Origin of the sequence: Georgenia wangjunii (genome assembly GCF_036421975.1) — a bacterium.
GTDB lineage: Bacteria > Actinomycetota > Actinomycetes > Actinomycetales > Actinomycetaceae > Georgenia_A > Georgenia_A wangjunii.
Genome location: NZ_JAZGON010000015.1, coordinates 1 through 25,046, shown reverse-complemented (window position 1 = coordinate 25,046; position 25,046 = coordinate 1). Strand labels below are relative to the sequence as shown.

The window sequence follows — 25,046 nt, the reverse complement described above, 5'->3', positions numbered from 1 at the left end:
GAGGGGCCCCCTCCCGCACCGCCCGCCCTGCGAGCCCGCCGCCGGACGGCCGGCGACCACCGTCCGTGCGTGCCCCGAGGACGTCCGCCCGGCGGGTCACCGGAGGCCGACCCGGTCGGTTCGCGTCTCCCCACCGGGCGTCGAGCCGGCGAGCGCACGAGCACGGCGAGGCACAGCGCCAGCACCGCACCGAGCGCGAGGCCGCTCACGACCCCTCCCCGAGGGAGGCGTCGAGCCGCGCCGCGAGCCGGGCCCACCCGGGGCCCTCCTCGAGCCCACGGCCGGGGTGCAGCCTGAGCGCGAGGTCGCAGTGCAGCTCACCCGCGTGCCGCCGGAGCATCGCCACCTCGACGAGCCGGCGCGCCCCCGCCTCGCGCCGCAGGTGCAGGACCGCGTCGAGGGCGCTCGCCGCCTGCACCGCCACGGCCTGCTCGTTCATGCCCGCGAGCGCGCCGAGGGCCAGCAGCCGCGCCGGGACGTCACCGGAGGTGTTGGCGTGCACGGTCGCCCACCCGCCGTCGTGCCCGGTGTTGAGCGCGCCGAGGACCTCGCGCACCTCGGCGCCGCGGCACTCGCCGAGGACGAGCCGGTCCGGGCGCATCCGCATGGCGGCGCGCACGAGGTCCGCCATCGAGACGGCGCCCGTGGCCTGCACGTTCGCGCGGCGCACCTGGAGGTGAACGACGTGCGGGTGGTCGGGCCGCAGCTCGGTCGCCTCCTCGATGCACACGATGCGCTCGCGCGGGCCGACGAGGGAGAGCATCGCGGCCAGCAGGGTCGTCTTGCCCGTCCCCGTGGCCCCGCTGACGAGGACGTTCGCGCGGGACCGGACGAGCGCGCGCAGCACGGGCGCCAGCGCCGGTGCGACGGTCCCCGAGGCGACGAGCTCGGGCAGGGTGAACGCCCGGGCACGCAGGGTCCGCAGGCTGATGAGCGTGCCGGACGCGGACAGCGGCGGGAGGACCGCGTGGAGCCGGGTGCCGTCCGGGAGCGAGCCGTCGACGACGGGGCACGCGTCGTCGAGCCGCTGCCCGCACGCGGCGGCGAGCCGGGTGGCGAGCGTGCGGACCTCCTCCTCTCCCCCGAGGTCGACGGCGACGCGCTCGAGGCCGTCCCCGCCGTCGACCCACACCCCCGTCGCGCCGTTGACGAGGACGTCGGTCACACCGGGGTCCTCGAGCAGCGATTGCAGCCCCTCGCCTGCACCGAGGAGCTCCGCGCGCGCCCGGCGCTCGAGCGCGAGGAGACCGTGCAGGCCGATGGGCCGGTCCTCGAGCGCCGCGGCGGCCCGCACCCCGGCACTGAGGGCGCCCGAGTCCGGCACCGCTCCCCCGCCGGCGAGGCCCACGCGGAGCCGGGAGAGGTCGGTCGACGGTTGGCTCACGGCACGACCTCGAGCGCGTCGAGCACGCGGCGCCCGGCCGTCACGAGGGGCCCGCGGCGCTGGTCCCCGGGCGAGAGTCCCCGTTCGAGGCCGGCGAGGAAGGAGCGCTCCGGCCGCATGGCGGTGACGAGCGTCAGACCCGTGACCTCGGCCACGTCCTCCGCGTGGACACCCCCGGGCGCCGGCCCGCTCACGACGAGCCGGGGCACGACACCCGCCGCGCCGAGCGCACGCGCCGCCCCGTCCGCGGCCGCCGCCGAGCGGACGTCGCAGCCGGCGACGAGGACGACGTCGGTGCACGGCGCGAGCCATGCGGGCACGTCCTCGTCGCGGCCCGGCGGTGCCAGCACGTGCCGCGGCAGGTCGAGGACGAGCAGGTCGACCGCGCATGCGAGGGCGTGGACGGCGGCGCGGGCGACGACGTCGTCGAGCGGCACCCCGCTGCGCACGTCGGAGGAGAGGACCCGCACGGAGTGCCAGGACGGCAGCGACAGGACGAGGCGTTCGGGCGGGAACCCGCCGCGCTCGGCGAGGACGTCCGCCCACCGCGGCCCGGGGTCGTGCTCGAGGCCGAGGAGCACGTCGAGACCGCCGCCGCACGGGTCGAGGTCGACGAGCGCCGTCGGCACGCCCGCCCCGACGGCGAGCCGCGCGACGACCGCGGCGAGCACCGAGGCGCCCGCCCCGCCACGGGCGCCGACGACGCCGAGCACGCGGGCACGGACCGGTGCGCCCGCCCCGATGAGCACGCCGAGCAGCGCCTCGGACTCCGCCGGCAGGCGCAGGACCTCGGCGCCGACGTCGGCCCCGGCGGGGGCGACCGCGACGACGAGCCCCCCGACGGGGGCATCACCCCACGGGGCGTCGTGCCCGGGCGGTGCGGCGACGTCGTCGACGAGGACCGCCGCAGCGGGCGGTGGCGCGCCCCACGGGTGGACGTCGAGCTCGAGACCGGCGAGCGCGGCCAGCCGGCGCACGTGCTCGACGACCCCGCGGTCCCCCGAGCGCAGGGCGACCCGCGCGGGGCCGCCACCACCCGCCGGGCCGCCTCCCGCGGGGTGGTGGCCCGGTCCCCCGCCGGCGCGTGCTGCGCCGCGTCCACCCGGCTCGCCTCGCCGCCGCCGGCCGCGCTCGTCCGCCGTCGCCGTCCCCGCCATAGCAACCTCCGTGACCTCGAGCCCGCTCTCGGGCCGAGCCTCGCCCGGGCCGGTGACGCGCGGACGCCCGCCGTCGGCCCGCTGTGGACCGGTCCGCGCGGCGCTGTCCTGTGCAGGACGACGCCTCCGCAGGACGGACTCCCGCCACCCGACCTCCACGGCCTCTCCGCGCCGCTACGCTGGCCCGGGCGGAGGGAGCGGGCGTGGACCACGGCATGCACGGCGAGCACGGGCGGCGCGCCGCGGCGTTCTTCGACCTCGACAAGACGGTCATCGCGACGTCGTCGACGATGGCATTCTCCAAGCCCTTCTACGCGGGCGGCCTCCTCAGCCGCGGCGGCGTCCTGCGCGGGCTCTACGCCCAGCTCGGCTACCTCGCCGTCGGCGCGGACCACGACCAGACGGAGCGGATGAAGGACCGGCTCGCCAACCTCGTCCGCGGCTGGGACGTCGCCCTCACCGAGGCGATCGTCGCCGAGACCCTCCAGGAGCGGATCGGGCCGGTCGTCTACCAGGAGGCGATCGACCTCATCGACGCCCACCACGCCGAGGGGCAGGACGTCGTCATCGTCTCGGCGTCGAGCGAGGCCGTGGTCCGGCCGATCGCGGCGATGCTCGGCGCGGACCACGTCATCGCGAGCCGCCTCGCCGCCGCGGAGGGCCGCTACACCGGCGAGCTCGACTACTACGCGTACGGCCCAGCGAAGGCGGAGGCGATCCTCGACCTGGCCGGCCGCCACGGATACGACCTCGCCGCGTGCTCGGCGTACTCGGACTCCGTCACGGACGTGCCCATGCTCGAGGCGGTCGGCAACCCCGTCGCGGTCAACCCGGACAAGGCGCTGCGCCGAGAGGCGGTCGCCCGCGGGTGGGAGGTCCGTGACTTCGCCCGCCCCGTCCCGCTGCGCCCGCGGATCGACACCCGCGTGTCCGTCGGGGTCGTCGTCACGCTCACGGTCGCGACCGGCGCCCTCGGCTGGTGGCTGCTCCGCCGCCGCGCACGCGCCCACTAGAGTCGGACGGATATGACCACCCCTGGCGCGGACGTGAGCGTGACGCCCGACGGCGCCGCCGCCGCCGCGTCCGACGATGACGCCTCGGGCCCCACCGCCCCGCACCGCACACCGGGGCCGACGACCGGAGCGCCCGCCCGCCCCGTCCCGCCCCGCTCGCGCCTCACCGACCACCTGCTGACCGGGCTGCTCGCGCCCCTGCTCACCGCGGCGGCGGTGTGGCTCCTCGGCGCGGGCGCGCTCCTGACGGCGGGCGGGCCCGGCACGGGTGAGCTCGACGACGGCGCCGTCCGCCTCGCCGGGGCGGCTCTCCTGCTCGCCGTAGTCGCCTTCTCCGCGCGGTGGTCGAGCCTCGGTCTGGCCGTCAGCGGTGCCCTCGTCCTCCTCGCCGGTCTCGGCGCGTGGGCCCGACCCGCCGCGGTCGCCGACCTCCTCGCCGATGACGGCGCGGCCACCGGGACGGGTCAGGGCGCGGCGGCGCTCGCCGGGTCGGGGCTCCTGCCCGTGCTCGGGGCCGTCATGCTCGGCCTCGCCGCGGGCGCGCACGGCGCGCGCCGCGCCGGCCGTGCGCAGGAGCGCACCGAGGAGACGCTCCGGGCCGCGCGCTCCGCCGCCGCGGACGACGGTGTCGCTCCGCCCGTCCCGCCCCGCTCCCGGGCGGCAGCGCACTGGACCGCCGTCGCGGCCGGCGTGCTCCTCCTCCCGGCCCTCCTCCTCGCGCTGCGGGCCAGCGCCACGGTCCTGCCGGCCCCGCCCGCCGACACGGGCCACCTCGTGCTCCACGTGCTCGCCGCGGCGGGGCTCGCGCTCGTCGCGGCCTCGGTCCGCCTCTCGAGCCTCGGCGCGCAGATCGGCGGCGGTCTGTGGGGGCTCGCGGTGGGCGGGTACCTGCTCCTGCGGACCGAGACGGTCCCCGGACTCACCGCGCTGGGCCTCGGCGACCTCCCTGCGGGCGCCGTCGACCTCGCCCGCACCGGGATCCTGCCTGTCCTCGGGGCGCTGCTGCTCGCCGGCGGCCTCGCCGCGCACGAGGCCCGCCGGGCGGGACGCCGCCACGAGCGCACCGAGATCGCGCTCGAGCGGGCGCGGCACGCCGTCGACGCGTAGGGGCGCCACCGGCAGCACGACGGCCACGCGCTGCGCCGCTGCGTCTGGCGCGACCGGCGCGCCAGAGGGCGACGGCCGCGGGGCATCGCTACGTTGGGCGCAGCCGACCACCGTAGGAGGACCCCGTGACCGTGCCCCCGCACTCACCGCAGCACGAGGCCGGGCGTCGCCCTGAGGACGAGGTCACCACCGACCCGGCCGACCGTGACGGCCGATCGACGGGGCGGGTGCCGGACGGCGGCGCCGAGCCCGCGACGGATGACCACGGTGGCGACGCCGTGACGGCACGCGGAGCGACCGCGATGAGCGCCACCTCCGACGTCAGCGGCACGACCGGCATGGCGAGCGTGGGCGGGTCAACTACCGGTGCGTCCAGCACCGGTGCGTCCAGCACCGGCAGGTCCAGCAGGGACGGGTCCGACGCAGACGAGCCCGGCACGGACGCCTCCGGCGCCGACGGACCGGGCTCGCACCGCGCCGAGCGCCCCGTCCCCCGTTCCGGCCTCTCGGAGCAGCACAGCGCCACCTACCTCACCGGCCAGCGGGACGCCGCCGTGCAGGAGGACCCCTTCACCACCGTGACCCCCGCGTCCGGCTCCGACGACGCCAGCCGGGACGACGACTCCCGCCGCCCGGCCCGGCGCGGCGCCGACGAGCTCCGGGACGACGACGAGCCCGACACCGCCGTCATCCTCGACGGCGCGACCACCGAGCCGGCGCCCCGCAAGCGCACCGCCGCCCACCTGTGGGGCGTCCTCCTCACCCTCGTCCTCGTCCCGGTCGCCTGGTACCTCATCGCCGACGCCGGCGCGCGCCTCACCCTCGCCAGCGGGAACCAGTGGGACACCGGTGAGCGCAACGTCGCCGCCCTCATCGAGCTCGGCAGCGGCCTCCTCGCTCTCGCGGTGGCCCTCCTCGCGGCGCGATGGACCTCGCTCGGGGCGATCATCACCGGGGCGCTCGTCCTCCTCCTCGGCATCCCCTTCGTCGCCGTCCCCACGCTGACGCAGGACTACCTCGAGCCGGTCACCACCTGGCTGCGCGACTTCAACGACCTCGGTGCCAACCTCGCGCACCACCTCGTCGCCAGCGGAAGCTCCGGCCGCCTGCTCGCCTACGGCCTCGCGCTCATCCTCGTGGGCGTCGTCTCCCACGGCGCCCGCCGCCAGGGGCGCCGGGAGGCCCGCGCGGCCGTCCGGCTCGAGCGGCAGCGCGCCGGCCACCGCGACTGACGCGCCCGGCGTCGCCCGGCCACGCGCCCGGCACCGTCCAGCCACCTCGGAGTCGTCCCGAGACGCCCGGGTACCGACGTCGGCCCGCCGCGATATGTTGGGGCTGAACCGGTTGTGAGCCGCCCCACAGCGCTCGCAGCCGGTGACGCACCATCGATGCTGCCCGGAGGACCTCATGGTTGACCACACCGCCGCCACGCCCGAGAACGCACCCGCCGCCGGCGGCCTGGAGAACCTCCTCAGCGAGGAGCGCGCGTTCCCGCCGAGCCCGGAGTTCGCGGCACAGGCGAACGCCCAGCCCGAGCTGTACGAGCGCGCCCGCGCGGACCGGCTCGGCTTCTGGGCCGATCAGGCGCGCGAGCTCGTCACGTGGTCGACGGACTTCACCGAGGTGCTCGACTTCTCCGACGCCCCGTTCGCCCGCTGGTTCGGTGACGGGACGCTCAACGCCGCGTACAACGCCGTCGACCGCCACGTCGAGGCCGGCAACGGCGAGCGCGTCGCCATCCACTGGGAGGGCGAGCAGGGCGAGGTCCGGACCCTCACGTACGCCGACCTCCAGCGCGAGGTCTCCAGGGCCGCGAACGCGCTGACCGAGCTCGGCGTCGGCACGGGCGACCGCGTGGCCATCTACCTGCCGATGATCCCCGAGGCGGTCATCGCCATGCTCGCGTGCGCCCGCATCGGGGCGCCGCACTCCGTCGTCTTCGGCGGCTTCTCCGCCGAGGCCCTGTACGCCCGCATCGTCGACGCGCAGGCGACGCTCGTCATCACCGCCGACGGCGGCTTCCGCCGCGGTTCCGCCAGCGCGCTCAAGCCCGCCGTCGACGAGGCGCTCACCAAGGGCGAGACCCCCGTCGAGCACGTCCTCGTCGTGCGGCGCACTGGCCAGGAGGTCGCCTGGACCGAGGACCGTGACGTGTGGTGGCACGACGTCGTCGACGCCGCGAGCCCGGACCACGCACCGGTCGCCGTCGAGGCCGAGCACCCGCTCTTCATCCTCTACACCTCCGGCACGACGGGCAGCCCCAAGGGCATCCTCCACACGACCGGCGGATACCTCGTCCAGAGCGCCTACACCCACAAGTACGTCTTCGACCTCAAGCCGGAGAGCGACGTCTACTGGTGCACGGCGGACATCGGCTGGGTGACGGGCCACTCGTACGTCGTCTACGGCCCGCTCGTCAACGGCGCGACCCAGGTCATCTACGAGGGCACCCCGGACACCCCGCACCGCGGGCGCTGGTGGGAGATCGTCGCCAAGTACGGCGTGAGCATCCTCTACACCGCGCCGACGGCGATCCGCACGTGCATGAAGTGGGGCGAGGAGCACCCCGCCGGCCACGACCTCAGCTCCCTGCGCGTCCTCGGCTCCGTCGGTGAGCCCATCAACCCCGAGGCGTGGATGTGGTACCGCCGTGTCATCGGCGGGGACCGCGCGCCTGTCGTCGACACGTGGTGGCAGACCGAGACCGGCGCGATCATGATCTCCCCGCTGCCCGGGGTCACCGCCGCGAAACCCGGCTCGGCCCAGACGCCCCTGCCCGGCGTCGTCGCCGACGTCCTCGACGAGTCGGGCGAGGCCGTCCCGAACGGCAGCGGCGGCTACCTCGTCCTCACCGAGCCGTGGCCCGCCATGCTCCGCGGGATCTGGAACAACGAGCAGCGCTTCCGGGACACGTACTGGTCCCGCTTCCCCGGCAAGTACTTCGCCGGGGACGGCGCCAAGAAGGACGACGACGGCGACATCTGGCTCCTCGGGCGCGTCGACGACGTCATGAACGTCTCCGGCCACCGCCTCTCGACGACGGAGATCGAGTCCGCGCTCGTCTCGCACCCCGCGGTGGCCGAGGCCGCCGTCGTCGGCGCGAGCGACGACACGACGGGGCAGGCCGTCGTCGCCTTCGTCATCCTCCGCGGGGAGGCCGCCGCGAAGGCCGCCGAGGGCGAGAGCACGGACGAGACCGTCGCCGCACTGCGGGCGCACGTCGCCAAGGAGATCGGGCCGATCGCCAAGCCCCGCTCGATCCTCGTCGTCGCGGAGCTGCCGAAGACTCGCTCGGGCAAGATCATGCGGCGCCTCCTCCGGGACGTGGCCGAGAACCGGACCGTGGGGGACGTGACCACCCTCGCCGACTCCTCGGTCATGGACCTCATCTCGACCGGTCTGCGCGGCAAGCAGGCGTCGGACTGAGGCCCTCACGGGCCGGAGCCGAGGCGGTAGTGTCCGCTGGCGTGGTTCCAGACCCCAGCACCGTCCTGCCCCCCGGCCCGTGGGAGCACCAGTTCATCGCCGCCAACGGCGCGCGCTTCCACGTCGCGCTCGCGGGGCCGTCGCACGGCGACGCCCCGCTCGTCGTGCTCCTCCACGCGTTCCCGCAGCTGTGGTGGGCGTGGCGCGCCCAGATCGAGGCGCTCGCCGGGGCCGGCTACCGCGTCGCGGCGATGGACCTGCGCGGGTTCGGCGGCTCCGACAAGCCCCCGACGGGGCACGGCACACCCGTCCTCGCCGCCGACGTCGCAGGCGTCATCCGCTCCCTCGGTGCCGGGCGCGCCGTCGTCGTCGGCCACGGGTTCGGCGGGACCGTCGCCTGGTCGATGCCGGCGCTCGAGCCCAGCGTCACACGCGCCGTCGCCGTCCTGGCCAACCCGCACCCGCTCTCGCTCCTGCGCCTGAACAACCGCCTGCCGGTGCGCACCCGCCTCGTCCTCGCCCGCGTGCAGGTCCCGTGGTTCCCCGAGCGCGCGCTCACCCGCGGCGACCTCGTCGCCCGGCTCCTCGCCGCCGGCTCGGCCCCCGGACGGGCGGTCCCGGCGGAGGAGGTCGAGATGTACTCGACGGCGATGCGGCTCCCCTCCGTGGCCCACACGAGCCTCGAGCACATCCGCTGGCTCGTCCGCTCGACGCCCCGCCCGGACGGACGGCGCTTCCTCGAGCGCGTGAGCGAGCCCATCCGCGTCCCCGTGCTCAGCGTCCAGGGTGCGCAGGACCGCGCCGTCGACGCGGCCGGGTTCGCCGCGGACGCAGGGATGGTCGCCGGCCCGTTCCGCTCGGTGCGCATCGCCGACGCCGGGCACTTCCTCCCCGAGGAGGCGCCGGACCAGGTGAGCGCGCTGCTCCTCGACCACCTGGCGTCGCTGCCTGACTGAGCCCCGGCTACCTGTCGTGCCGCTGCCCGACGGTGCGCCGGCTACTCCGCGCCACGGCCCGACGGTGCCCCGGCGCCGCCCGGTCGGCCGCTCCCGGCCCTCCGGCCGCGCCTGTCCGGCGCGACGCCGCTCCCGCTCCCGGAACCGTCCACTGCCTCGGCGGGGATCTTGACGAGGGCGCGCGCGGCCTCCGGGTCGCTCTCCCCCACCCCGAAGGAGGGGCATACCTCGGCGAGCACGCACATCCCGCACGCGGGGCGCCGCGAGTGGCACACCCGGCGGCCGTGGAAGATGAGCCGGTGGCACAGCATCGTCCACCGCTCGGGCTCGGCGAGCGCCGCGATGTCACGCTCGACCTTGACCGGGTCCTTCTCGCCGGACCAACCGAGGCGGCGCGCGAGGCGCCCCACGTGGGTGTCGACCGTGATGCCCGGGACGCCGAACGCGTTGCCGAGGACGACGTTCGCCGTCTTGCGCCCCACGCCGGGCAGGGCCACGAGCGCGGGGAGCGTCGCGGGGACCTCGCCACCGTGGTCGGCCAGGAGGGCCGCGCCGATCCCCCGCAGTGCCGAGGCCTTGCTGCGGAAGAAGCCGAGCGGGCGCAGGATCTCCTCGAGGTCCGCCAGCGAGGCCGCGGCGTACGCGGCGGCGTCGGGGTAGCGGGCGAAGAGCGCCGGCGTCACGGCGTTGACCCGCACGTCGGTGGTCTGGGCGGACAGGACGGTCGCGACGAGAAGCTCGAGCGGCGTGGAGAAGTCGAGCTCGCAGCGCGCGTCCGGCCATGCGCGGGCGAGGACGTCATCGACGACGGCGACCGGCGGGGCTTCCACCCGCCAACCGTAGGGGACTCTGCAGCTCCCCCGCCGCGCCTGCGCGGCGCACGCGGACGGGTTCCGGTGCGCGTGTACGCGCGTGCCCAGCCGGGTGCGGTGGCAGTATGGGCATGATCGGCCCGCACCGACGACGATGGGAACCCACCGTGGATGACACCGCGATCAGCTCCGTGCCTCTGTTCGAGGCCCTGGACGCCGACGCCCTGCAGGACCTCCGCAGCTCGATGAGCGAGACCACCCTGCGCCGCGGCGAGACCCTCTTCAGCGAGGGCGACCCCGGCGACCGCCTCTACCTCGTCATGGAGGGCAAGGTGAAGCTCGGCCACAGCGCGAGCGACGGCCGCGAGAACCTCCTCGCCGTCCTCGGCCCGGGCGAGGTCCTCGGCGAGCTCACCCTCTTCGACCCGGGCACGCGCACCGCGACGGCGACCGCCGTCTCCCCCGCGCGGCTCCTCGAGCTCCAGCACGAGCCGTTCATGGAGTTCCTCGACACACGGCCCGCCCTGGCCAAGCACATGCTCCGCGCGCTCGCGCAGCGCCTGCGCCGCACCAACACGGCGCTCGCGGACCTCGTCTTCTCCGACGTCCCCGGACGCGTCGCGAAGGCGCTCCTCGACCTCTCCGAGCGCTTCGGCGAGCGGACGACGGAGGGGATCCGAGTCGCGCACGACCTCACGCAGGAGGAGCTCGCCCAGCTCGTCGGCGCCTCCCGGGAGACGGTCAACAAGTCGCTCGCGGACTTCGTCGCCCGTGGCTGGATCCGGCTCGAGGGCCGCGCCGTCCAGCTCCTCGACGTCGAGCGGCTCCAGCGCCGCGCACGCTGACGACGCCATGCCCGCCGCACGAGCGGCGGGCATGGTGCCGGCGGACCGGGCCCGACGTCAGCGGTACTGATCTCCCGCCAGCGGACGGGCCCCGCCGTCAGCGGACGGCGACGACGAGCTCGATCTCGACGGGCGCGTCGAGCGGGAGGACGCTGACCCCGACCGCGCTGCGGGCGTGGACGCCCGCGTCGCCGAAGATCTCGCCGAGCAGCTCCGAGGCGCCGTTGACGACACCCGGCTGCCCGGCGAAGCCGGGGTCGCTCGCGACGAAGCCGACGACCTTGACGACCCGGACGACGTCGTCGAGCGAGGCGACCTGGCTCGCGACCGCCGCGAGCGCGTTGAGCGCCGCGGTGCGGGCCAGGGCCTTGGCCTCCTCGGGGCTGACGAGCCCCTCTCCCTCACCGACCTTGCCGGTACGGGGCAGGGCGCCGTCGACCATGGGCAGCTGCCCCGCGGTCCACACGAGATCACCGTGGCGCACCGCCGGCACGTAGGCGGCGAGCGGCGCGACGAGCGCTGGCACCGTGAGGCCGAGCTCGTCGAGCCGCGCGCCGACGCTCACTGCTGGGGGCGCTTGAGGTAGGCCACGAGGTTCCCGCCCTGCGGGCCGGGGATCACCTGCACGAGCTCCCACCCGTCGGCACCCCACTGGTCGAGGATCGCCTTCGTGTTGTGGATGAGAAGCGGAATCGTCGCGTACTCCCAGGTCACCATGGGGCCATCCTATGCGGGCTGGCTCCGCGAGAGGATCCGCGGCGCCCGCTGCGCGCGCAGCTCGCCGATGAGCGCGTCCTCCTCGTCCTTGAGGCGTGTGCGCCACGACGGCACCCCGGGGTAACGGCGCAGCAGCGCCCGGCGCTCCCGCTCGGTGAGGCCGCCCCAGACACCGAAGGACACCTGCGAGTCGAGCGCGTCGGCGAGGCAGTCCATCCGCACCTCGCACCCGAAGCACAGGGTTCGTGCCGCCCGCTGCGCGGCCCCCCGCACGAATAGCTCATCCGGCTCGACCCCGCTGCATGCTGCTCGGGCTGCCCACGTCTGGTCATCATTGACACTCATGGAGAACACCTTCTTCGGCTCAGCAGCTCCATCGCTGCATAACGTTCACAGACCAGAACCGTACTGCCTCTTGACCTGTTGAGGAACCCCCTGCCGTACACGTGTCGCTCTTCGATGATCGACGTCGCCGCCCGTCACGCCGAGGGCGAACCGGGGCTGACTCGCTGTGGTACCGGCACGTACCCTGGAAGCATGCCTTCTGCCTCACGCGCATCCGCGCGCGCCGTCAACCCGCTGCAGCTCGTCGCGCTGTTCCTCGCGTTCCTGCTCATCGCCGCGGCGGGCGGCGTCCTCACCGCGGGCATGCTCATGCCGGCCGTCGGGTCCGTCGGCGCGATGAGCGCCGCGAGTGTCGACCTCTTCGACGAGCTGCCGAGCGAGCTCGTCGTCGACGAGCCGTCGGAGCAGAGCGTCATCTACGACGCCGCGGGCAACAAGCTGGCGACCTTCTTCGCGGACAACCGGATCGTCGTCCCGCTCGACGCGATCTCCCAGCACGTCAAGGACGCGGTCGTCGCCACGGAGGACCGCCGGTTCTACGAGCACAGCGGCGTCGACCCCGAGGGCATGATGCGTGCGGCGGTGACGAACGCCGTGAGCGGCAGCGTCGAGGGCGGTGGCTCCACCCTCACCCAGCAGTACGTGAAGAACGTCCTCATCGAGGAGAGCCGCGTCACGGGCGACACCGCCCTCTACGACGCCGCCACCGAGTCGGAGGGCGTCGACGGCTACGGCCGCAAGCTCCGCGAGGCGCGCATGGCGATCGGGCTCGAGCAGGCGTGGACCAAGGACGAGATCCTCGCCGGGTACCTCAACATCGCCCAGTTCGGGCCCTCGCAGTACGGCGTCGAGGCCGCGTCCCGGCACTACTTCAACAAGCCCGCGGCCGAGCTCAACGTCGGCGAGTCCGCCATGATCGCCGGCATCACGCAGTCTCCCGGCAAGTGGGACCCCGTGGCGAACCCCGAGAACGCCCTCTTCCGCCGCAACACCGTCCTTGGCCTCATGCGCAACCAGAACTACATCACGCAGGCCCAGTACGACGAGGCGATCGCCGTCCCGATCGAGGCGATGCTCGACGTCCAGACCACGCCCAACGGGTGCGGGGCTGCCGGCACCGCGGCCTACTTCTGCGAGTACGTCGTCAAGGAGATCCTCAACAACGAGGCCTACGGCGAGGACACGACGGCGCGCCGCCAGCTCCTCCTGCGCGGCGGGCTCGAGATCCGCACGACCCTCGACCCCGCCAAGCAGCAGGCCGCGTTCGACGCGGTGACCGGCTCGATCCCTGTCGACGACGCCTCGGGGATCTCCATGGCGCTGTCCTCCATCGAGCCGGGCACGGGCCACATCTTCGCGATGGCGCAGAACACGCCGTACGGCCGGGCGAGCGAGGAGAGCCCCCGGGCAACCCTCGTCAACTACAACGTCGGGCAGGAACACGGCGGTGGTTCCGGCTTCCACTCCGGTTCGACGTTCAAGGTCTTCACGCTCATCGAGTGGCTCCGCACCGGCCACTCCCTCATGGACCGGGTGAACTCGGCCAACCGAGACTTCCCCCGGGAGAGCTGGAACATCTCGTGCGGGAACTACGCCACCGACTACTCACCCAAGAACCTCGAGGGGTTCGGCGGCGGGGTCGAGACGGTGCTCGAGTCGACCCGCAAGTCGGTCAACACCTCCTACGTCGTCATGGCCAACCAGATGGACCTGTGCGCCATCACCGACGTCGCAGCCGCGATGGGGGTGCGCAACGGCGCGGGTCTGCCGCTGGAGCCGAACCCCTCGGCGATCCTCGGGACGAACAACACGACGCCGCTGTCGATGGCCAACGCCTACGCCACGCTCGCCGCGGGCGGGATCATGTGCGAGCCGGTCGCCATCACGAGCATGACCGACCGTTCCGGCGAGGAGATCCCCGTCCCGCCGTCGAACTGCCAGCGGGTGCTCGAGGAGGACATCGCCAACGGTGTCAACCACGCCCTCCAGGCCGTCATGGGCCCGGAGTGGGACTCGACCGGCTCCCCGGCCCGCCTGCCCGGCCGCCCCACCGCGGGCAAGACCGGTACGGCGAACGACGCGAAGCACGCGTGGTTCATCGGCTACATCCCGCAGATGGCGACGGCCGTGTGGATGGGCTACGCCAACGGTGACGAGCCGATGGTCGGCAAGACCATCAACGGCCGCTGGCACGAGAGCGTCTACGGCGGCCTCATCTCGGCACCGACGTGGAAGGCGTACATGGAGCGCGCCACCGAGGGCATGCCGGTCGTGCCGTTCGCTGAGCCCGACCAGCGCCAGATCCAGGGTGAGCAGCTCCGCGTGCCGGACGTCGGCGGGCAGAGCATGGCGGACGCCCAGCGCACCCTCGAGGCGGCGGGCTTCGGCGTGACCGTCGGCCGCACCGTCAGCGCCGGGTACCCGGCCGGCACGGCGGCCGGGACGCAGCCCGCCGCCGGCAGCGAGCAGCGTCGCGGCACCCAGGTGACCGTCTACCCCAGCTCGGGCACGCGCTCAGGCTCCCAGCAGCCGTCCACCGGCGGCGGGGGCAACTCCGGCAACGGCGGCGGCGGCAACGGCGGGGGCGGCTCCGGCGGTGGCGGCGGCAACGACGGGGAGAGCGACGACGAGGCGTCCCGCGGCACCGCGCGTCTGGTCAACCCGGGCACGCCCGCCGACGAGGGCCGCTGGCAGGACTGGTTCGACGACGGACGCAGCGGAGACGACAACTGAGCCGCGCCGGGCGGGCCGCCGCAGGGCTCGCCCTCAGCGGTCTCGGTGCCATCGGCTGGGGCCTCCTCGAGACCCGGCTCTTCGCGCTGCGCTCCGCGACGGTCCCCGCCCTGCCCGCCGGCGCGCGCCCGGTCCGGCTGCTCCACCTCTCGGACCTGCACATGCTCCCGGGGCAGCGACGCAAGCAGGAGTGGGTCCGCTCGCTCGCCGAGCTCGAGCCGGACGTCGTCATCACGACCGGTGACAACATGGCCCACCCCGCGTCCCTGCCGGCGGTCCTCCACGCGATCGAGCCGCTCCTGGCCCGTCCCGGCGCGTTCGTGCTCGGCTCGAACGACTACTTCGCGCCGAGCCCGAAGAACCCGGCGCGCTACCTCCTCCCGGACGCGCGCGGCGGCGGCAGCGGGGACGAGCCGCGGCCGCTGCCCGCACCCGCCCTCGTCTCGGCGATGCGGGCGGCCGGCTGGCTCGACCTCACGAACGCCCGCGGCACGGTCGACGTCGCGGGTCTCACGTTCTCGCTCGTCGGCGTCGACGACCCGCACCTCGACCGGGACCGGTTCCCCGCTGCCGACGGGGCCGCCCCGCCGGCCGCCGACCTCCACGTGGGCGTCACGCACGCCCCCTACACGCGCGTGCTCGACGCGATGGTGGCGGACCGCTGCGCGCTCGTCCTCGCCGGCCACACCCATGGCGGGCAGCTGTGCGTGCCCGGGTACGGGGCGCTCGTGACGAACTGTGACCTCGACACCGGTCGCGCGAGCGGCCTCCACGGCTGGCCCGGCGCCCGCCCCGACGCACCCGGCGGCGCGGGCTCCGCGTGGCTCAACGTCTCGGCCGGCCTCGGCACCTCGCCGTACGCGCCGCTGCGCTTCGCGTGCCGCCCGGAAGCGAGCCTGCTCACACTCGTGGGCTCAGACCGGTGAGCCTGCGCGGGCCCGCCCGGGGGCCGGTTTCTCCGTAGGCCCAGGCTCCGCTATTCTTAGCAGGCTTCACCGGGGTGTGGCGCAGCTTGGTAGCGCGCTTCGTTCGGGACGAAGAGGTCGTGGGTTCGAATCCCGCCACCCCGACGGTGAAGGAGGGCCGGGTCCGCATGGACCCGGCCCTTCGTCGTCGGCTCCCGTCGTCTCCGCCGCACGAGCGCGCGCGTCCACTTCTGCGGTGGGGACCTCGAGCCCGAGCAAGCGGCGCTACCGAGGCCACACGGCCGCGGCCCGGCCCGACGTCGGGCTCAGGAACGCGAGCGATGACGGCGCAATCCGCCGCTACGCCGGGGGTGCGCGATCACGGCACCAGGCCCTGCCATGGTGGCCGGTGAGCCGAGGATGGCATCGAGGAGCCCGGAGTAGGCGTGCCGGTACGCGCTGATGTCGTATGCCATCGCGCGCTCGAGCATCAGCGCCCTCGCGACCGGTGCGCCCAGGACCTCCTCGATACGGCGGCCCCACTCCTCTGCACCAGCGCTGGGTGGGAGAAGGGTTCCGACTCCGTCCCCGAGGAGCTCGCGGCTGCCGCGGTTCTCACGTGCGATGACAGGGACTCCCGCGGCGAGAGACTCGACGATGACTCGCGGGGCGCTCTCGCGCCGGCTGGGGGCGAGGACGACGGCCGCCGAGGCGATCCATGCCTCCATCGCAAGGCTGTGCGGAACCAGTACGAGCCACGGACGTTCCGTCGCCGCCTGGACGAGGGCCTCACGCAACGGGCCCTCGCCTATGACGACGAGGCCGAGATCGAGGTGGCGACGGCACCACGCCACGGCCTCGACCGCCCGCATCGGGTCCTTGCTCGGGGTGAGATCTCCGCAGAAGAGGGCGTACGGCCGGCGCACGCCTTGGATGCGCACCGTGCCGGCGGCGTCCCGGAAACCCGTGACGTCCACACCTGTCCCGGGCAGCCGCCACAGGAGCTGTGGGCGCAGGCGTCCTGGCAGCCGGGCGAACCATGCACGATCTTCCACGCTCACGGTCGCGACGGCTCGGGTACGCCTGGCGAGGACGGTCTCCGCTGTGCGGGAGAACGTCGCGGCGATGCTGCGTTCACTCCGCTGGAACGGCAGCCCGTGGGAGACGTACACGGTGCGCTCGAGGACCCGCGCGGGCGCGACGATCCGCCACAGCGCGGCCACAGCGGCGCTCTGCACGTGGACCAGATCCCAGTCTTCCGCGGTCGCGAGAACGGACAGGTCGCGCGCGAGGCGGACGAGATCCACGGTATGCAGGGGCACCGAACCATGCAGTGGCACGAAGGTGCCGTACGTGCGCAGCTCGTCGCTCCAGCTGTCCTCAGGGGCGGCAAAGACCAGCCGCAGACCCTGGCCAGCTGCGACGCTCCACGAGGTCGCTCCTTTGAGTGCCAGACCACGGGCGGCGCTCGAGAGGACGAGCATGGTCGGCACTGCCGGTCACCGCCCTCGCCGGCTGACGCGGGGCCTGGGAACGCGGACGACCGCGCCCGCGCCGACGTACGGGACGGTCGCGGCCCTGGCGGTGGTGGTGCGCCACGGTGCCGGTACAGGCAGGGCGAGGTTCTTCAAGCATCGCGTCGACATACGCCACCTCCGCTCTGGGGGACGGTGGAGCGGCCAGGGCCGCGGGGCGGGCAGGAAGGGGCCCCGGACCGGCCGGCACCCGGGGGGGAGAGCCGGCCGGACCGGGGAGCTTGTGCGGGCTACCGACCTCAGGGGGCCGGCAGCACCTCGATCGCGCTGACCTTGGGCTGGTTGACCGTGGCCGAGAAGTCGATGTCGAGGTTCCCGTCCGTGACCGTGACCGTCCGCTCGACCACGTGCGCGGTCATGGGGGCGACGACGGCGTTGAGGTCGAGGTTCGTGACCTCCGCCGGACCGCCCTCGAGGTTGACGCTGAAGACGCGCTTGCCCGTCCCGCCGGACCCGCCACCGGTCGCCCCGTGGTAGATCTCGGCGAAGTGGAGGCGGACGAGGTACTCGCCGCCCGCGACGTCGACGTCGTAGCCGAACGTGCCGAGGTTCGTCGTCGAGCTCCGCTCGGTGAGGTAGAGCGCGTCGTCGGTCGTGCCGGCGATCGCCGTCACCGCGGCGTTCGTGTACGTCTTGCCGCCGGCGAACGCCGTGTCCGCGGCCCACTGGATGCCGCCGGTCGTCGTGACCGCGCCGCCTCCAGCGTTGATGCGGATGGCTGCCTCGTCGATCTCGGGAAGCTCGACCTCGGCGAGAGCAGAAGCCGCCGAGACCGTGCCGGAGTAGTCGACCGCGAGCACCCGGTAGAAGCCCGTCTCCGCCGCCGGGAGGTTGCCGTCGGTGAAGCTGGTGCCTGTCACGGGCGTCGCCCCGGTGAGCCGGGTCCAGGGACCCGACGCCGAGATCGCACGCTCCACGTGGTAGCCGATGACGTCGTCCTCGGCGGTCGCCGTCCAGTCGAGCTCAACCGTCTCCTCGACCACCTCGGCAGCGAGGCCCGCGGGTGCCGCGGGCGCCGTCGTCGAGTGCGGGGTCACCGGGTAGACGTTCGTCACGAGGTAGACGTTGTCCTGGAAGTCACAGTTCGTCGGACCCGTGCCGCACTGGTTGGGCGAGTTGATGTAGTCGTGCCCGACGAACCACGCCCCGGCGACGGGGTTGCCATCCCGGTCGATGACCGGCCAGGTCTTGACCGCCATGTAGTTGGCGTGGCCGGTGTTCTGGCCGTTGACGGTGATGTTGAAGTTACCCGGCGGCGTCGAGCTCGCCTGCGTCGGCCCGGTGAGGGCGTTGTTCAGGGGCAGGATCGACTGGCCGTACGCGCCGTTGTGCGTCGCGCTCGCGCCACCGACGTTGACCGTCTCCGTCTGGTCGCAGCAGCCGTGGAAGGCGGCGAGCTGGCGCACGACGACGGGCTCGGACGGGTTGGCGCGCTTCCAGCTGGTGGACCGGACCTCGTCCCCGTCGAGCTCCGAGTCACGCATCTCGTCGCCGTTGCGCAGCGTGCCGATGTCCGTGGCGTAGCCGTACAGCGCGGAGATCTGGTTGAGGGTCAGCTCGTTGCCGCCCTCGGGCGAGGTCATGTAGCCGCCGCGCACCTGGACCGTCGTCACCGGCGACCGGGAGTCGCTGGAGGTGAGGACGAGCTGGGCCGCGCGGATCCCCTTGCCGCCCGAGGTGGCGGTGAAGGTGATCTCCACCGGGAGGGAGTCGCCCGGCTCGATGACGAACGGGGTGGCCGGCAGGTCACCGAGCTCGAACTGGGCCGCGTTGGCCCCGGCCAGGGCCACGTCCGTCACCCGCAGGTCCTTCTCGCCCGTGTTGGTCACCGTGACGGTGGCCTCCTCAGGGAACTCGTGCGTCGTGACGCCGGAGTTGATGCGGTGGAGGACGACCCAGTCCTCGTACATGCCGGGGATGGGCTCCCCGCCGGCGCGGGTGACCTGCTCGTTGCGCACGTCGAGGGTGCCGCCGATGTCGAGGATCTCGAAGGCGACCTCACGAACGGTCGTGCGGTCCTCGGAGTCGGTCGCCGTGACCTCGAGGGTGTGCACGCCGGTCGGGAGGGTGAACGGCGCGGTGTATGCCACCGGCGCGCCGTCGTCGACGCTGTAGGTCAGCGAGGCGATGGTGGAGTCGCTCGGCGCAGCGGCCGTGAGCGCGATCTCCCCCGGCCCACCGGTGTAGGAGTCGGTGACGGCCTCGCCGGCCAACGTCACCCGGATCGTCGGGGAGAGGAGCTCCTCGCCGCTGATCCGGACGTAGTTGACCTTGGTGTTCTCGCCCGTGTTCGTCATCGTGATCGCGCCGTCGGTCACCGTGACGCTCACCGAGTCGACGCCGAATGGCTGGCCGCCGGTCGGGACGAACCCCTCGATGACGTCCTCACCCTCGATGGCCACGCCGTGGACCGAGTCGAGGTAGCCGGCGTCACCGACGGACACCTCGACGTCGTACGTCCCGTTGGGCACGTCGTACTGCCATGTGCCGTTCGTGTAGTCCTGCGTGGCGTTGTCGAGGAACGCGAGCGACTTCTGCGCCGTGAGCGCCGGGTAGGCGATCCCGCCGGTGGCCGAGAGCCGGTTCCGGGTGGCGAGGGTGCGCTCGACCGGCTGCCCGGTGTCCGCGTCGAGCCACCCGAAGCCGCGGGCCGGGGCGTAGGCGCCCCCGGCCTCGCGGGTCCAGCCGGCGTCGAGCGGCGCGGCAGCCGTGCCGAAGTCGACCTGGACGGTCTCCTGCGGCTCCGTGGGCTCCTCCCCGTCGAGCCCCTCACCCTCGATCGAGACCCAGTTGATCTTCGTGTTCGTCCCGGAGTTCGCGATCGTCAGCTTGCCGTCCGTGACGGTCACGCTGCGAACCGCCGTCTGGAAGGGGGTGGTCGCCGTCGGCACGAAGAGCGTGACGACCGGCTGCCCCTCGGCGGTGACCCCGTGCGTGGAGTCGAGGTAGTTCGCGTCCCCGACGGAGACGGCGACCTCGTACGTGCCGTTGGGCAGCGCGTACTCCCACCGGCCGTTCGTGTAGGTCGACTGGCTGGCGTTGTCGAGGAACGCGAGAGACTTGTCGATCTCCTCAGCCGGGAAGGCGATCCCGGACATCGGGCCGGTGCGGTACCGGGTGGCGGCGGTGCGGTCGACCGGCGCACCGGTCGCCGCGTTAAGCCACCCGAAGCCGCGGTCGTCGGAGTAGGCCAGGCCGGTCTCGGCCGTCCACCCGGCCACCGCCGGCGCGGAGGCCGGCGTGAAGTTGACCTTCACCTGGGCGTCCTCGCTCGGCTCCCCGGGCTCGTCCGGGGTGGCGTCGAGCGCGACGACGTCGATGTAGTTGATCTTCGTGTTCGTCCCGCCGTCGGCGTCCACGGTGAGAGCGCCGTCGGTGACGGTGACCTCGGCCGTGGCCGTCTTGTGGCGGGTGTCGGACCCGGCGGCACCGGTGGGCGCGAACGGCGGGGCGATGACGCTCTCGCCCTCGACGTTGATCGCGTGCGACTCCGGGTCGGAGTTCACCGTGGAGTCACCGGCAGCGACGGTCACCGAGTAGGTGCCGTCCGGTACGGCGAGCTCCCAGAAGGCGTGCGCCTTGACCCCGTTGTTATACGTGGGGACGTCGGCCGCCTGCATGTGCATGAGGGTGTCAAGCCGCTGATCCGCCTGGGCGGTGTTCCGGTCACGGCCGTTACCGGGGCCGGTGGTCCCGCCCACGGACATGTCGAGCGGTGAGCCGTTGTCCTCGTTCTTCCAGCCGAACGTCAGACCCGTGCCCTGGTCGCTGCGCGTACGGGGGCCGAAGGCCTGGCCGTAGTCACGCAGGTACCCGTCGGGCAGTGCCGCCGCCTGGTTGGAGAAGTTCACCCGGATGGCGTCACCGATCGGCTCCAGCGGCTCGTCCCCGGCGGGGCGGACCCCGCTGAGGAGGAACACGTAGTCCTGGTAGTCGCCGTTGCTGGCGTCCTCGAAGGCGACGATGTAGCTGTTCGCCATGAGGTTGCCGGAGCGGTCCCGCGCCGGGTAGATCCGGGCGCGGTGGGCGTCGGCGGCCGGCGAGTTGAGCCGGTCCTCCGTGAACCCGAACCGGTTGAAGACGCCGGAGTGGTAGAACACGCCGAACGCGTCGGCCCCCGGGTCGAACGTCGTCGAGCCGCCGGCACTCATCGGGGGCAGCAGCGACTGGTAGCCGCTGGTGTCGATCTGGCCGAGGACGCGGCGCTCGGACGCGGTGCCGTCACCCGTGTACCACCCGAAAGGCAGGTTCTCCTTGGGGGCGTAGTGGGCGAGGGGAGCCATCGTCACCGGCTTGGAGCCGGCCTTGACGAAGAGCGGCTCGATGACCTCCTGGCCCTTGGGCGCGGGGTTCATCCCGCCGGCCAGGTTCGTCCAGCCGACGTCGATCCCGTACCCGAGGGTCCCGACGACGTCCTTGAACGTCGGCTCGTTGCTGCCCTCGATGCCGTTCATGCTCAGCCCGTACAGACCGACGCTGACGGAGCGACCGGCCGCGGAGAGCTGGAGCGTGCCGGAGCGCTGGCCGATCGTGCTCCCGGGCTTGAACGCAACGGAGACCGTCGTGCTCGCACCGGGCGCGAGGGGCACCGACGCCGGGGACCCGAGGACGAACTCGCCGGGGTTCGCGCCGCCGACCGTGGCCTGGAGCGTGACGCCCTCCGTGGAGGAGTTAGTCACGGTGACCGTCTTCGTGCCCGACGTCGTCGACTTGACCGTCGAGAAGACGATCTCCTCGGTCGAGGCCTTGAGCGTCGCCGCCCGGTGCTCCTCCGGTACACGCAGGAGGAAGAGCTTCTGCTCCGAACCGCCACGGTTGTACTGGTTGACGTACAGGTTGCCCGTGCTCGGGTCCTCGACCACCTCGAGCGGGTCGTTGAACCCGCTCACACCCGTCATCGTCGAGTCCGGCACGCCGGTCAGTCCCGCGGACGTCTGCTGGCCGAGGATCTCACCGGTGGCCGGGTCGACCTGGAGGAAGAGCAGGTCGTCGTTCTGCGAGAACCGGGTGACGAGCAGCCGGCCCTTGAGCTGGCCACCGAACGTCTCGTTCTGGTACTCGAGCGCACCGTTGGGCGACTTGTTGAACTCGAGGTCCCACGCGATGCCGCGGTAGTTCGGGTCCGCGAGCTGCCCGACGGCGTATCGCGAGCCGCCCTGACCGGCCGCCTTGGGCGGGTTCGCGGGGTCGTTGCCCTCGTGCAGCACCCACTCGCAGCGCTCGGGGTTGGGGTGGCCGTAGTAGCCGCCCTTCTCCACACGGTAGAGGTGGTCACGCTGCGTGGGGTGGTTCAAGATCGGCGGCACGTTCCCGCCGGTGTACGGCTCGCCGTCGATCCGGTAGTTCGTGCAGGCGTTCGTCGCGTCCAGGTTGTTCACCGAGCTGAACCCGGGGATGTTCGCGGCTGCCTTGCGGGTGAACGTGCCGTCCGCGTTGACCGTGACGCCGGGGCTGTTGGCGTTGCCCGCCGTCCCGTTCGTCGGGACGAACAGGTGCCCGCTCGAGTGCCACACGAGGTCGTAGGCGTTGCGGATGCCCGTGGCGTAGATCGTCAGGGGCGCGTTGGGCGCGAAGGGGTTGTACGTACCGCCCTCGGCCGTCTTGACGTCGATCGGACCGCCGGCGCCGGCGGCGCTGACGACGGCGGGGTGTGCCGGGTCGAACGTGAGGGTAGCTGCGGTCAGCAGCGTCTCCCCGCGCTGGCCCCAGCTGTTGTCGAGGTCACCGGCCGCCTGGTTGGAGCCCTGGAGGAAGTAGAGGTGACCGTCCGGGCCGTAGGCCAGGGAGTTCGTCAGGTGGTCGGACTGCGAACGAGGAAGGTTGTCGAAGATCTCCTGCTCGTTCTGAAGGTTGGGCCCGCTGAGGAGGCTGATCCCGCTGACCCACTTGTTCGTCTCGTTGCTGACGTTCGCGCTCGTCTTGGTCACCCACAGCCGCAGGTCGTCCGCGGTCGCGGCCTTGTCGAAGACGAGGCCGATCATGGCGAAGCCCTGGTAGCCGAGGTTCTCCATGTTCGAGAGCGTGCCGTCCGCGTTCACGGTGAACCGGAACAGCCCCTGACCGATGGTGGTGGCGTACATCTTGCCGTCAGGTCCGAACGCGAAGGAGGACCAGTACTTGTTGGCGCCGATGGGCAGCTCGATCTTCTCGAACTCGATGCCCGTGAGCGGGGTGAACTCGTCGCTGCCCCCGACGATCTCGTCCGTGCCCGTCGTGAGCAGGGACGTGAACGGGACGAACGCGGCCCCGCGGTTGTCCTTGACGCCGTCGGTGACGACGAACCGGTAGGACGTGTTCGCCTTGAGCGGGTCGGACGGTGACAGGGAGATGACGTCGTTGCCGCCGGAGGTCCCGACAGTCACGGGCACCTCGGTGCCCGCGGGGAGCTCGTAGAGGTGAACGTTGCCCTGAAGGGTCTCCGGGTCGACGCCCACGCCCGCGTACGGGATCCGGATGGTCGAGGAGACCCCGGCCGTGACGTTGTGCTCGGTGCCGCGGTGGTTCGGCAGGACCGTGTCGACGTGCGGGGCGAGCGGCTTGCCGAGGACCGTGACGTAGGCGAGCTTGGTGTTCGTCCCGCCCTGGGGGTTGATCGTCAGTGCGCCGTCCCACACCCCGACCGTGACCGTGCCGACGTGGTACTCGTTGGCCGCCGTCGCCTGGAAGAGCTCGATGCCGACGCCCGCCTCGACGTTGACGACGTGCTCGGAGTCGTAGCCGTTGGTGTTGTTCGGCTCGTCGCCCACGGCGACGGTCACCTCGTAGAGACCGTTGGGGAGCGCAAGCTCCCACGTGCCCTCGTCGTCGATACCGTTCGTGCCGACGATATCGCCGTACTGCATGTGGATGATGGAGTCCAGCTTGGGGTCGATCCCAGCTCGGGCGCGGACACGTCCGTTGCCGACGAGCGAGACCGGATTGCCGTCCGGGTTCGTCCACCCGTAGGTCAGGCCCGCGCCCTGGTTCGCCCCGGTGCGCGCACCGAACGGCTGGCCGTAGTCGAGGACGTAACCGGACGCCGGAACGGCCGTCGCGGCGGCGAAGTCGACCTTGACGTCAACGTCGTTGACGGGGTTCGGGACGGCGATGACCTCGTTGGAGGCCACCGACTCGTTCCCGGCCGCGTCGACGGCGGTGATGACGTAGAAGTACGTCGTCCCGTTCGTCACGCCCGTGTCGGCGAAGGCCGGCGTGGCGATCGGGGCGGCACCGCTGACGGGCTCGTCCGTCAGCGGGACGCCGTCCTCGAGCGCCCGGTAGACGCGGTAACCGACGGCGTCGCTCGAGACGCTCGCCGTCCACGCGAGGTCGACGACACCGTCGCCGGCCTCGGCCTCGAGCTCGGCCGGAGCGACCGGGGCCTCGGTGTCGACGGTCGCGGTGATGAGGCCGACGGCCTCGTTCGAGACGACCGACTCGCGGCCGATCTCGTCGACGGCGGTGACGACGTAGTAGTACGTCACGCCGACCTCGGCGGTGGTGTCGGTGTAGCTGAGCGCTTCGACCGGGCTCGGCCCAGAGAGCCGCGGGCCCTCCGCCGTGACGCCGGGCTCGGTGCCGCGGTAGACGCGGTATCCGACGGCGTTCGAGCTGTCGCTCGCCGTCCATGTCAGGCCGATGTTGTCCTCACCAGCGGTCGCGAGGACCTCGGTCGGCGGAAGGATCCGCTCGATGGCGACCTCGATCTCGTTCGAGACCGGGGACTGGTTGCCCGCGGCGTCGACAGCGGTGACGACGTAGTAGTAAGTCTGGCCCGGCGTGACGTTCGGGTCGGAGAAGGCCGTGCCTGCGTGCAGGTTGGTGCCCGAATAGGGCGTCCCCTCGGCGACGACGCCCGGCTCGAGCGAGCGGTAGACGCGGTAGCCGATGACGTCGCTCGAGACGCTCGCCTGCCAGCCGAGGTCGACGGAGGTGTCCGTTGCTGTGGTCATCAGGGCGGTCGGTGCGGCAGGTACGACGACGTCGGGGCCGCCGACGCGCGCGTAGTCAACTTCGACACCGGCAGCCCAGCGGTCCTCGAAGTACTCCACGACAACCTCGTGCGGGCCGTCCTCGAGTTCCAACTGCCCGGTGTGGATTACCGACCGGCTACCAAGCGCCCACTTGTCAAT

The 25,046-nt window shown here is 73.1% G+C and carries 16 protein-coding genes and 1 tRNA gene; 9 read left to right on the top strand and 8 right to left on the bottom strand.

Features of this window, described 5'->3' with window-relative positions; all coding sequences use genetic code 11:
* Positions 1-205: 205 nt before the first annotated feature.
* Together V2J63_RS15400 and ssd are read right to left on the bottom strand one after the other, a co-directional pair.
* A complete protein-coding gene (locus V2J63_RS15400; protein ID WP_331231875.1) occupies positions 206-1,384 on the bottom strand; it encodes a TadA family conjugal transfer-associated ATPase in 1,179 nt (392 codons plus the stop codon).
* A complete protein-coding gene (ssd, locus tag V2J63_RS15395; RefSeq protein ID WP_331231874.1) occupies positions 1,381-2,541 on the bottom strand; it encodes a septum site-determining protein Ssd in 1,161 nt (386 codons plus the stop codon). Before ssd ends, V2J63_RS15400 begins: the two co-directional genes overlap by 4 nt.
* Before the next feature lie 215 nt (positions 2,542-2,756).
* Here ssd and V2J63_RS15390 point away from each other — a divergent pair, with 215 nt between their 5' ends.
* The 5 genes from V2J63_RS15390 to V2J63_RS15370 all read left to right on the top strand — a co-directional run bounded on the left by V2J63_RS15390 (position 2,757) and on the right by V2J63_RS15370 (position 9,043).
* Positions 2,757-3,554: an HAD family hydrolase gene (locus V2J63_RS15390; RefSeq protein ID WP_491062058.1), complete on the top strand. Its 798-nt coding sequence runs from the start codon at positions 2,757-2,759 to the stop codon at positions 3,552-3,554.
* Positions 3,555-3,566: 12 nt separating this feature from the next.
* Positions 3,567-4,661 carry a hypothetical protein gene (locus tag V2J63_RS15385; protein ID WP_331231872.1) on the top strand — a complete coding sequence of 365 codons (1,095 nt, stop codon included), beginning with the start codon at positions 3,567-3,569 and terminating at the stop codon, positions 4,659-4,661.
* Between the two features lie 125 nt (positions 4,662-4,786).
* Positions 4,787-5,893, top strand: coding sequence for a hypothetical protein (locus V2J63_RS15380; RefSeq protein ID WP_331231871.1), 1,107 nt, complete (start codon positions 4,787-4,789; stop codon positions 5,891-5,893).
* Positions 5,894-6,068: 175 nt separating this feature from the next.
* Positions 6,069-8,087 carry an acetate--CoA ligase gene (acs, locus tag V2J63_RS15375; RefSeq protein ID WP_331231870.1) on the top strand — a complete coding sequence of 673 codons (2,019 nt, stop codon included), beginning with the start codon at positions 6,069-6,071 and terminating at the stop codon, positions 8,085-8,087.
* A 41-nt stretch (positions 8,088-8,128) separates the two neighbouring features.
* Complete coding sequence (locus V2J63_RS15370; protein ID WP_331231869.1) at positions 8,129-9,043, top strand: alpha/beta fold hydrolase; 915 nt, start codon at positions 8,129-8,131, stop codon at positions 9,041-9,043.
* Between the two features lie 41 nt (positions 9,044-9,084).
* On the opposite strand, the gene nth is transcribed toward V2J63_RS15370, so the two are convergent.
* Positions 9,085-9,873 carry an endonuclease III gene (gene nth / locus V2J63_RS15365; protein ID WP_331231868.1) on the bottom strand — a complete coding sequence of 263 codons (789 nt, stop codon included), beginning with the start codon at positions 9,871-9,873 and terminating at the stop codon, positions 9,085-9,087.
* A 149-nt stretch (positions 9,874-10,022) separates the two neighbouring features.
* On the opposite strand from nth, the gene V2J63_RS15360 reads away from it, so the two are divergent.
* Complete coding sequence (locus V2J63_RS15360; protein WP_331231867.1) at positions 10,023-10,700, top strand: Crp/Fnr family transcriptional regulator; 678 nt, start codon at positions 10,023-10,025, stop codon at positions 10,698-10,700.
* 97 nt (positions 10,701-10,797) lie between these two features.
* Here the strand turns inward: V2J63_RS15360 and V2J63_RS15355 are convergent, their stop codons facing one another.
* Genes V2J63_RS15355 through V2J63_RS15345 form a run of 3 tightly spaced genes read right to left on the bottom strand, consistent with a single transcriptional unit; the run spans position 10,798 to position 11,762 of the window.
* Positions 10,798-11,265 carry a RidA family protein gene (locus V2J63_RS15355; protein ID WP_331231866.1) on the bottom strand — a complete coding sequence of 156 codons (468 nt, stop codon included), beginning with the start codon at positions 11,263-11,265 and terminating at the stop codon, positions 10,798-10,800.
* Positions 11,262-11,417 (bottom strand): Sp36 family protein, encoded by a 156-nt coding sequence (sp36, locus tag V2J63_RS15350; protein ID WP_331231865.1) that lies wholly within the window; start codon positions 11,415-11,417, stop codon positions 11,262-11,264. Before sp36 ends, V2J63_RS15355 begins: the two co-directional genes overlap by 4 nt.
* A 9-nt stretch (positions 11,418-11,426) precedes the next feature.
* Positions 11,427-11,762: a WhiB family transcriptional regulator gene (locus V2J63_RS15345; RefSeq protein ID WP_331231864.1), complete on the bottom strand. Its 336-nt coding sequence runs from the start codon at positions 11,760-11,762 to the stop codon at positions 11,427-11,429.
* 192 nt (positions 11,763-11,954) lie between these two features.
* On the opposite strand from V2J63_RS15345, the gene V2J63_RS15340 reads away from it, so the two are divergent.
* From V2J63_RS15340 to V2J63_RS15330, 3 genes are all read left to right on the top strand, one after another.
* On the top strand, positions 11,955-14,495 hold the full coding sequence (locus V2J63_RS15340) for a transglycosylase domain-containing protein (RefSeq protein WP_331231863.1): 2,541 nt from the start codon (positions 11,955-11,957) through the stop codon (positions 14,493-14,495).
* On the top strand, positions 14,492-15,421 hold the full coding sequence (locus V2J63_RS15335) for a metallophosphoesterase (RefSeq protein WP_434056352.1): 930 nt from the start codon (positions 14,492-14,494) through the stop codon (positions 15,419-15,421). The genes V2J63_RS15340 and V2J63_RS15335 overlap by 4 nt, the downstream gene beginning before the upstream one ends.
* A gap of 70 nt (positions 15,422-15,491) precedes the next feature.
* Positions 15,492-15,565 (top strand) — tRNA-Pro (locus tag V2J63_RS15330).
* Between the two features lie 161 nt (positions 15,566-15,726).
* Here the strand turns inward: V2J63_RS15330 and V2J63_RS15325 are convergent.
* Both V2J63_RS15325 and V2J63_RS15320 read right to left on the bottom strand, forming a co-directional pair.
* The gene (locus V2J63_RS15325; protein ID WP_331231862.1) at positions 15,727-16,884 is read right to left on the bottom strand and encodes a glycosyltransferase family 4 protein; all 1,158 of its coding nucleotides are present in this window, start codon (positions 16,882-16,884) and stop codon (positions 15,727-15,729) included.
* A gap of 290 nt (positions 16,885-17,174) precedes the next feature.
* Positions 17,175-24,998: a malectin domain-containing carbohydrate-binding protein gene (locus V2J63_RS15320; protein ID WP_331231861.1), complete on the bottom strand. Its 7,824-nt coding sequence runs from the start codon at positions 24,996-24,998 to the stop codon at positions 17,175-17,177.
* Between the last annotated feature and the right edge of the window lie 48 nt (positions 24,999-25,046).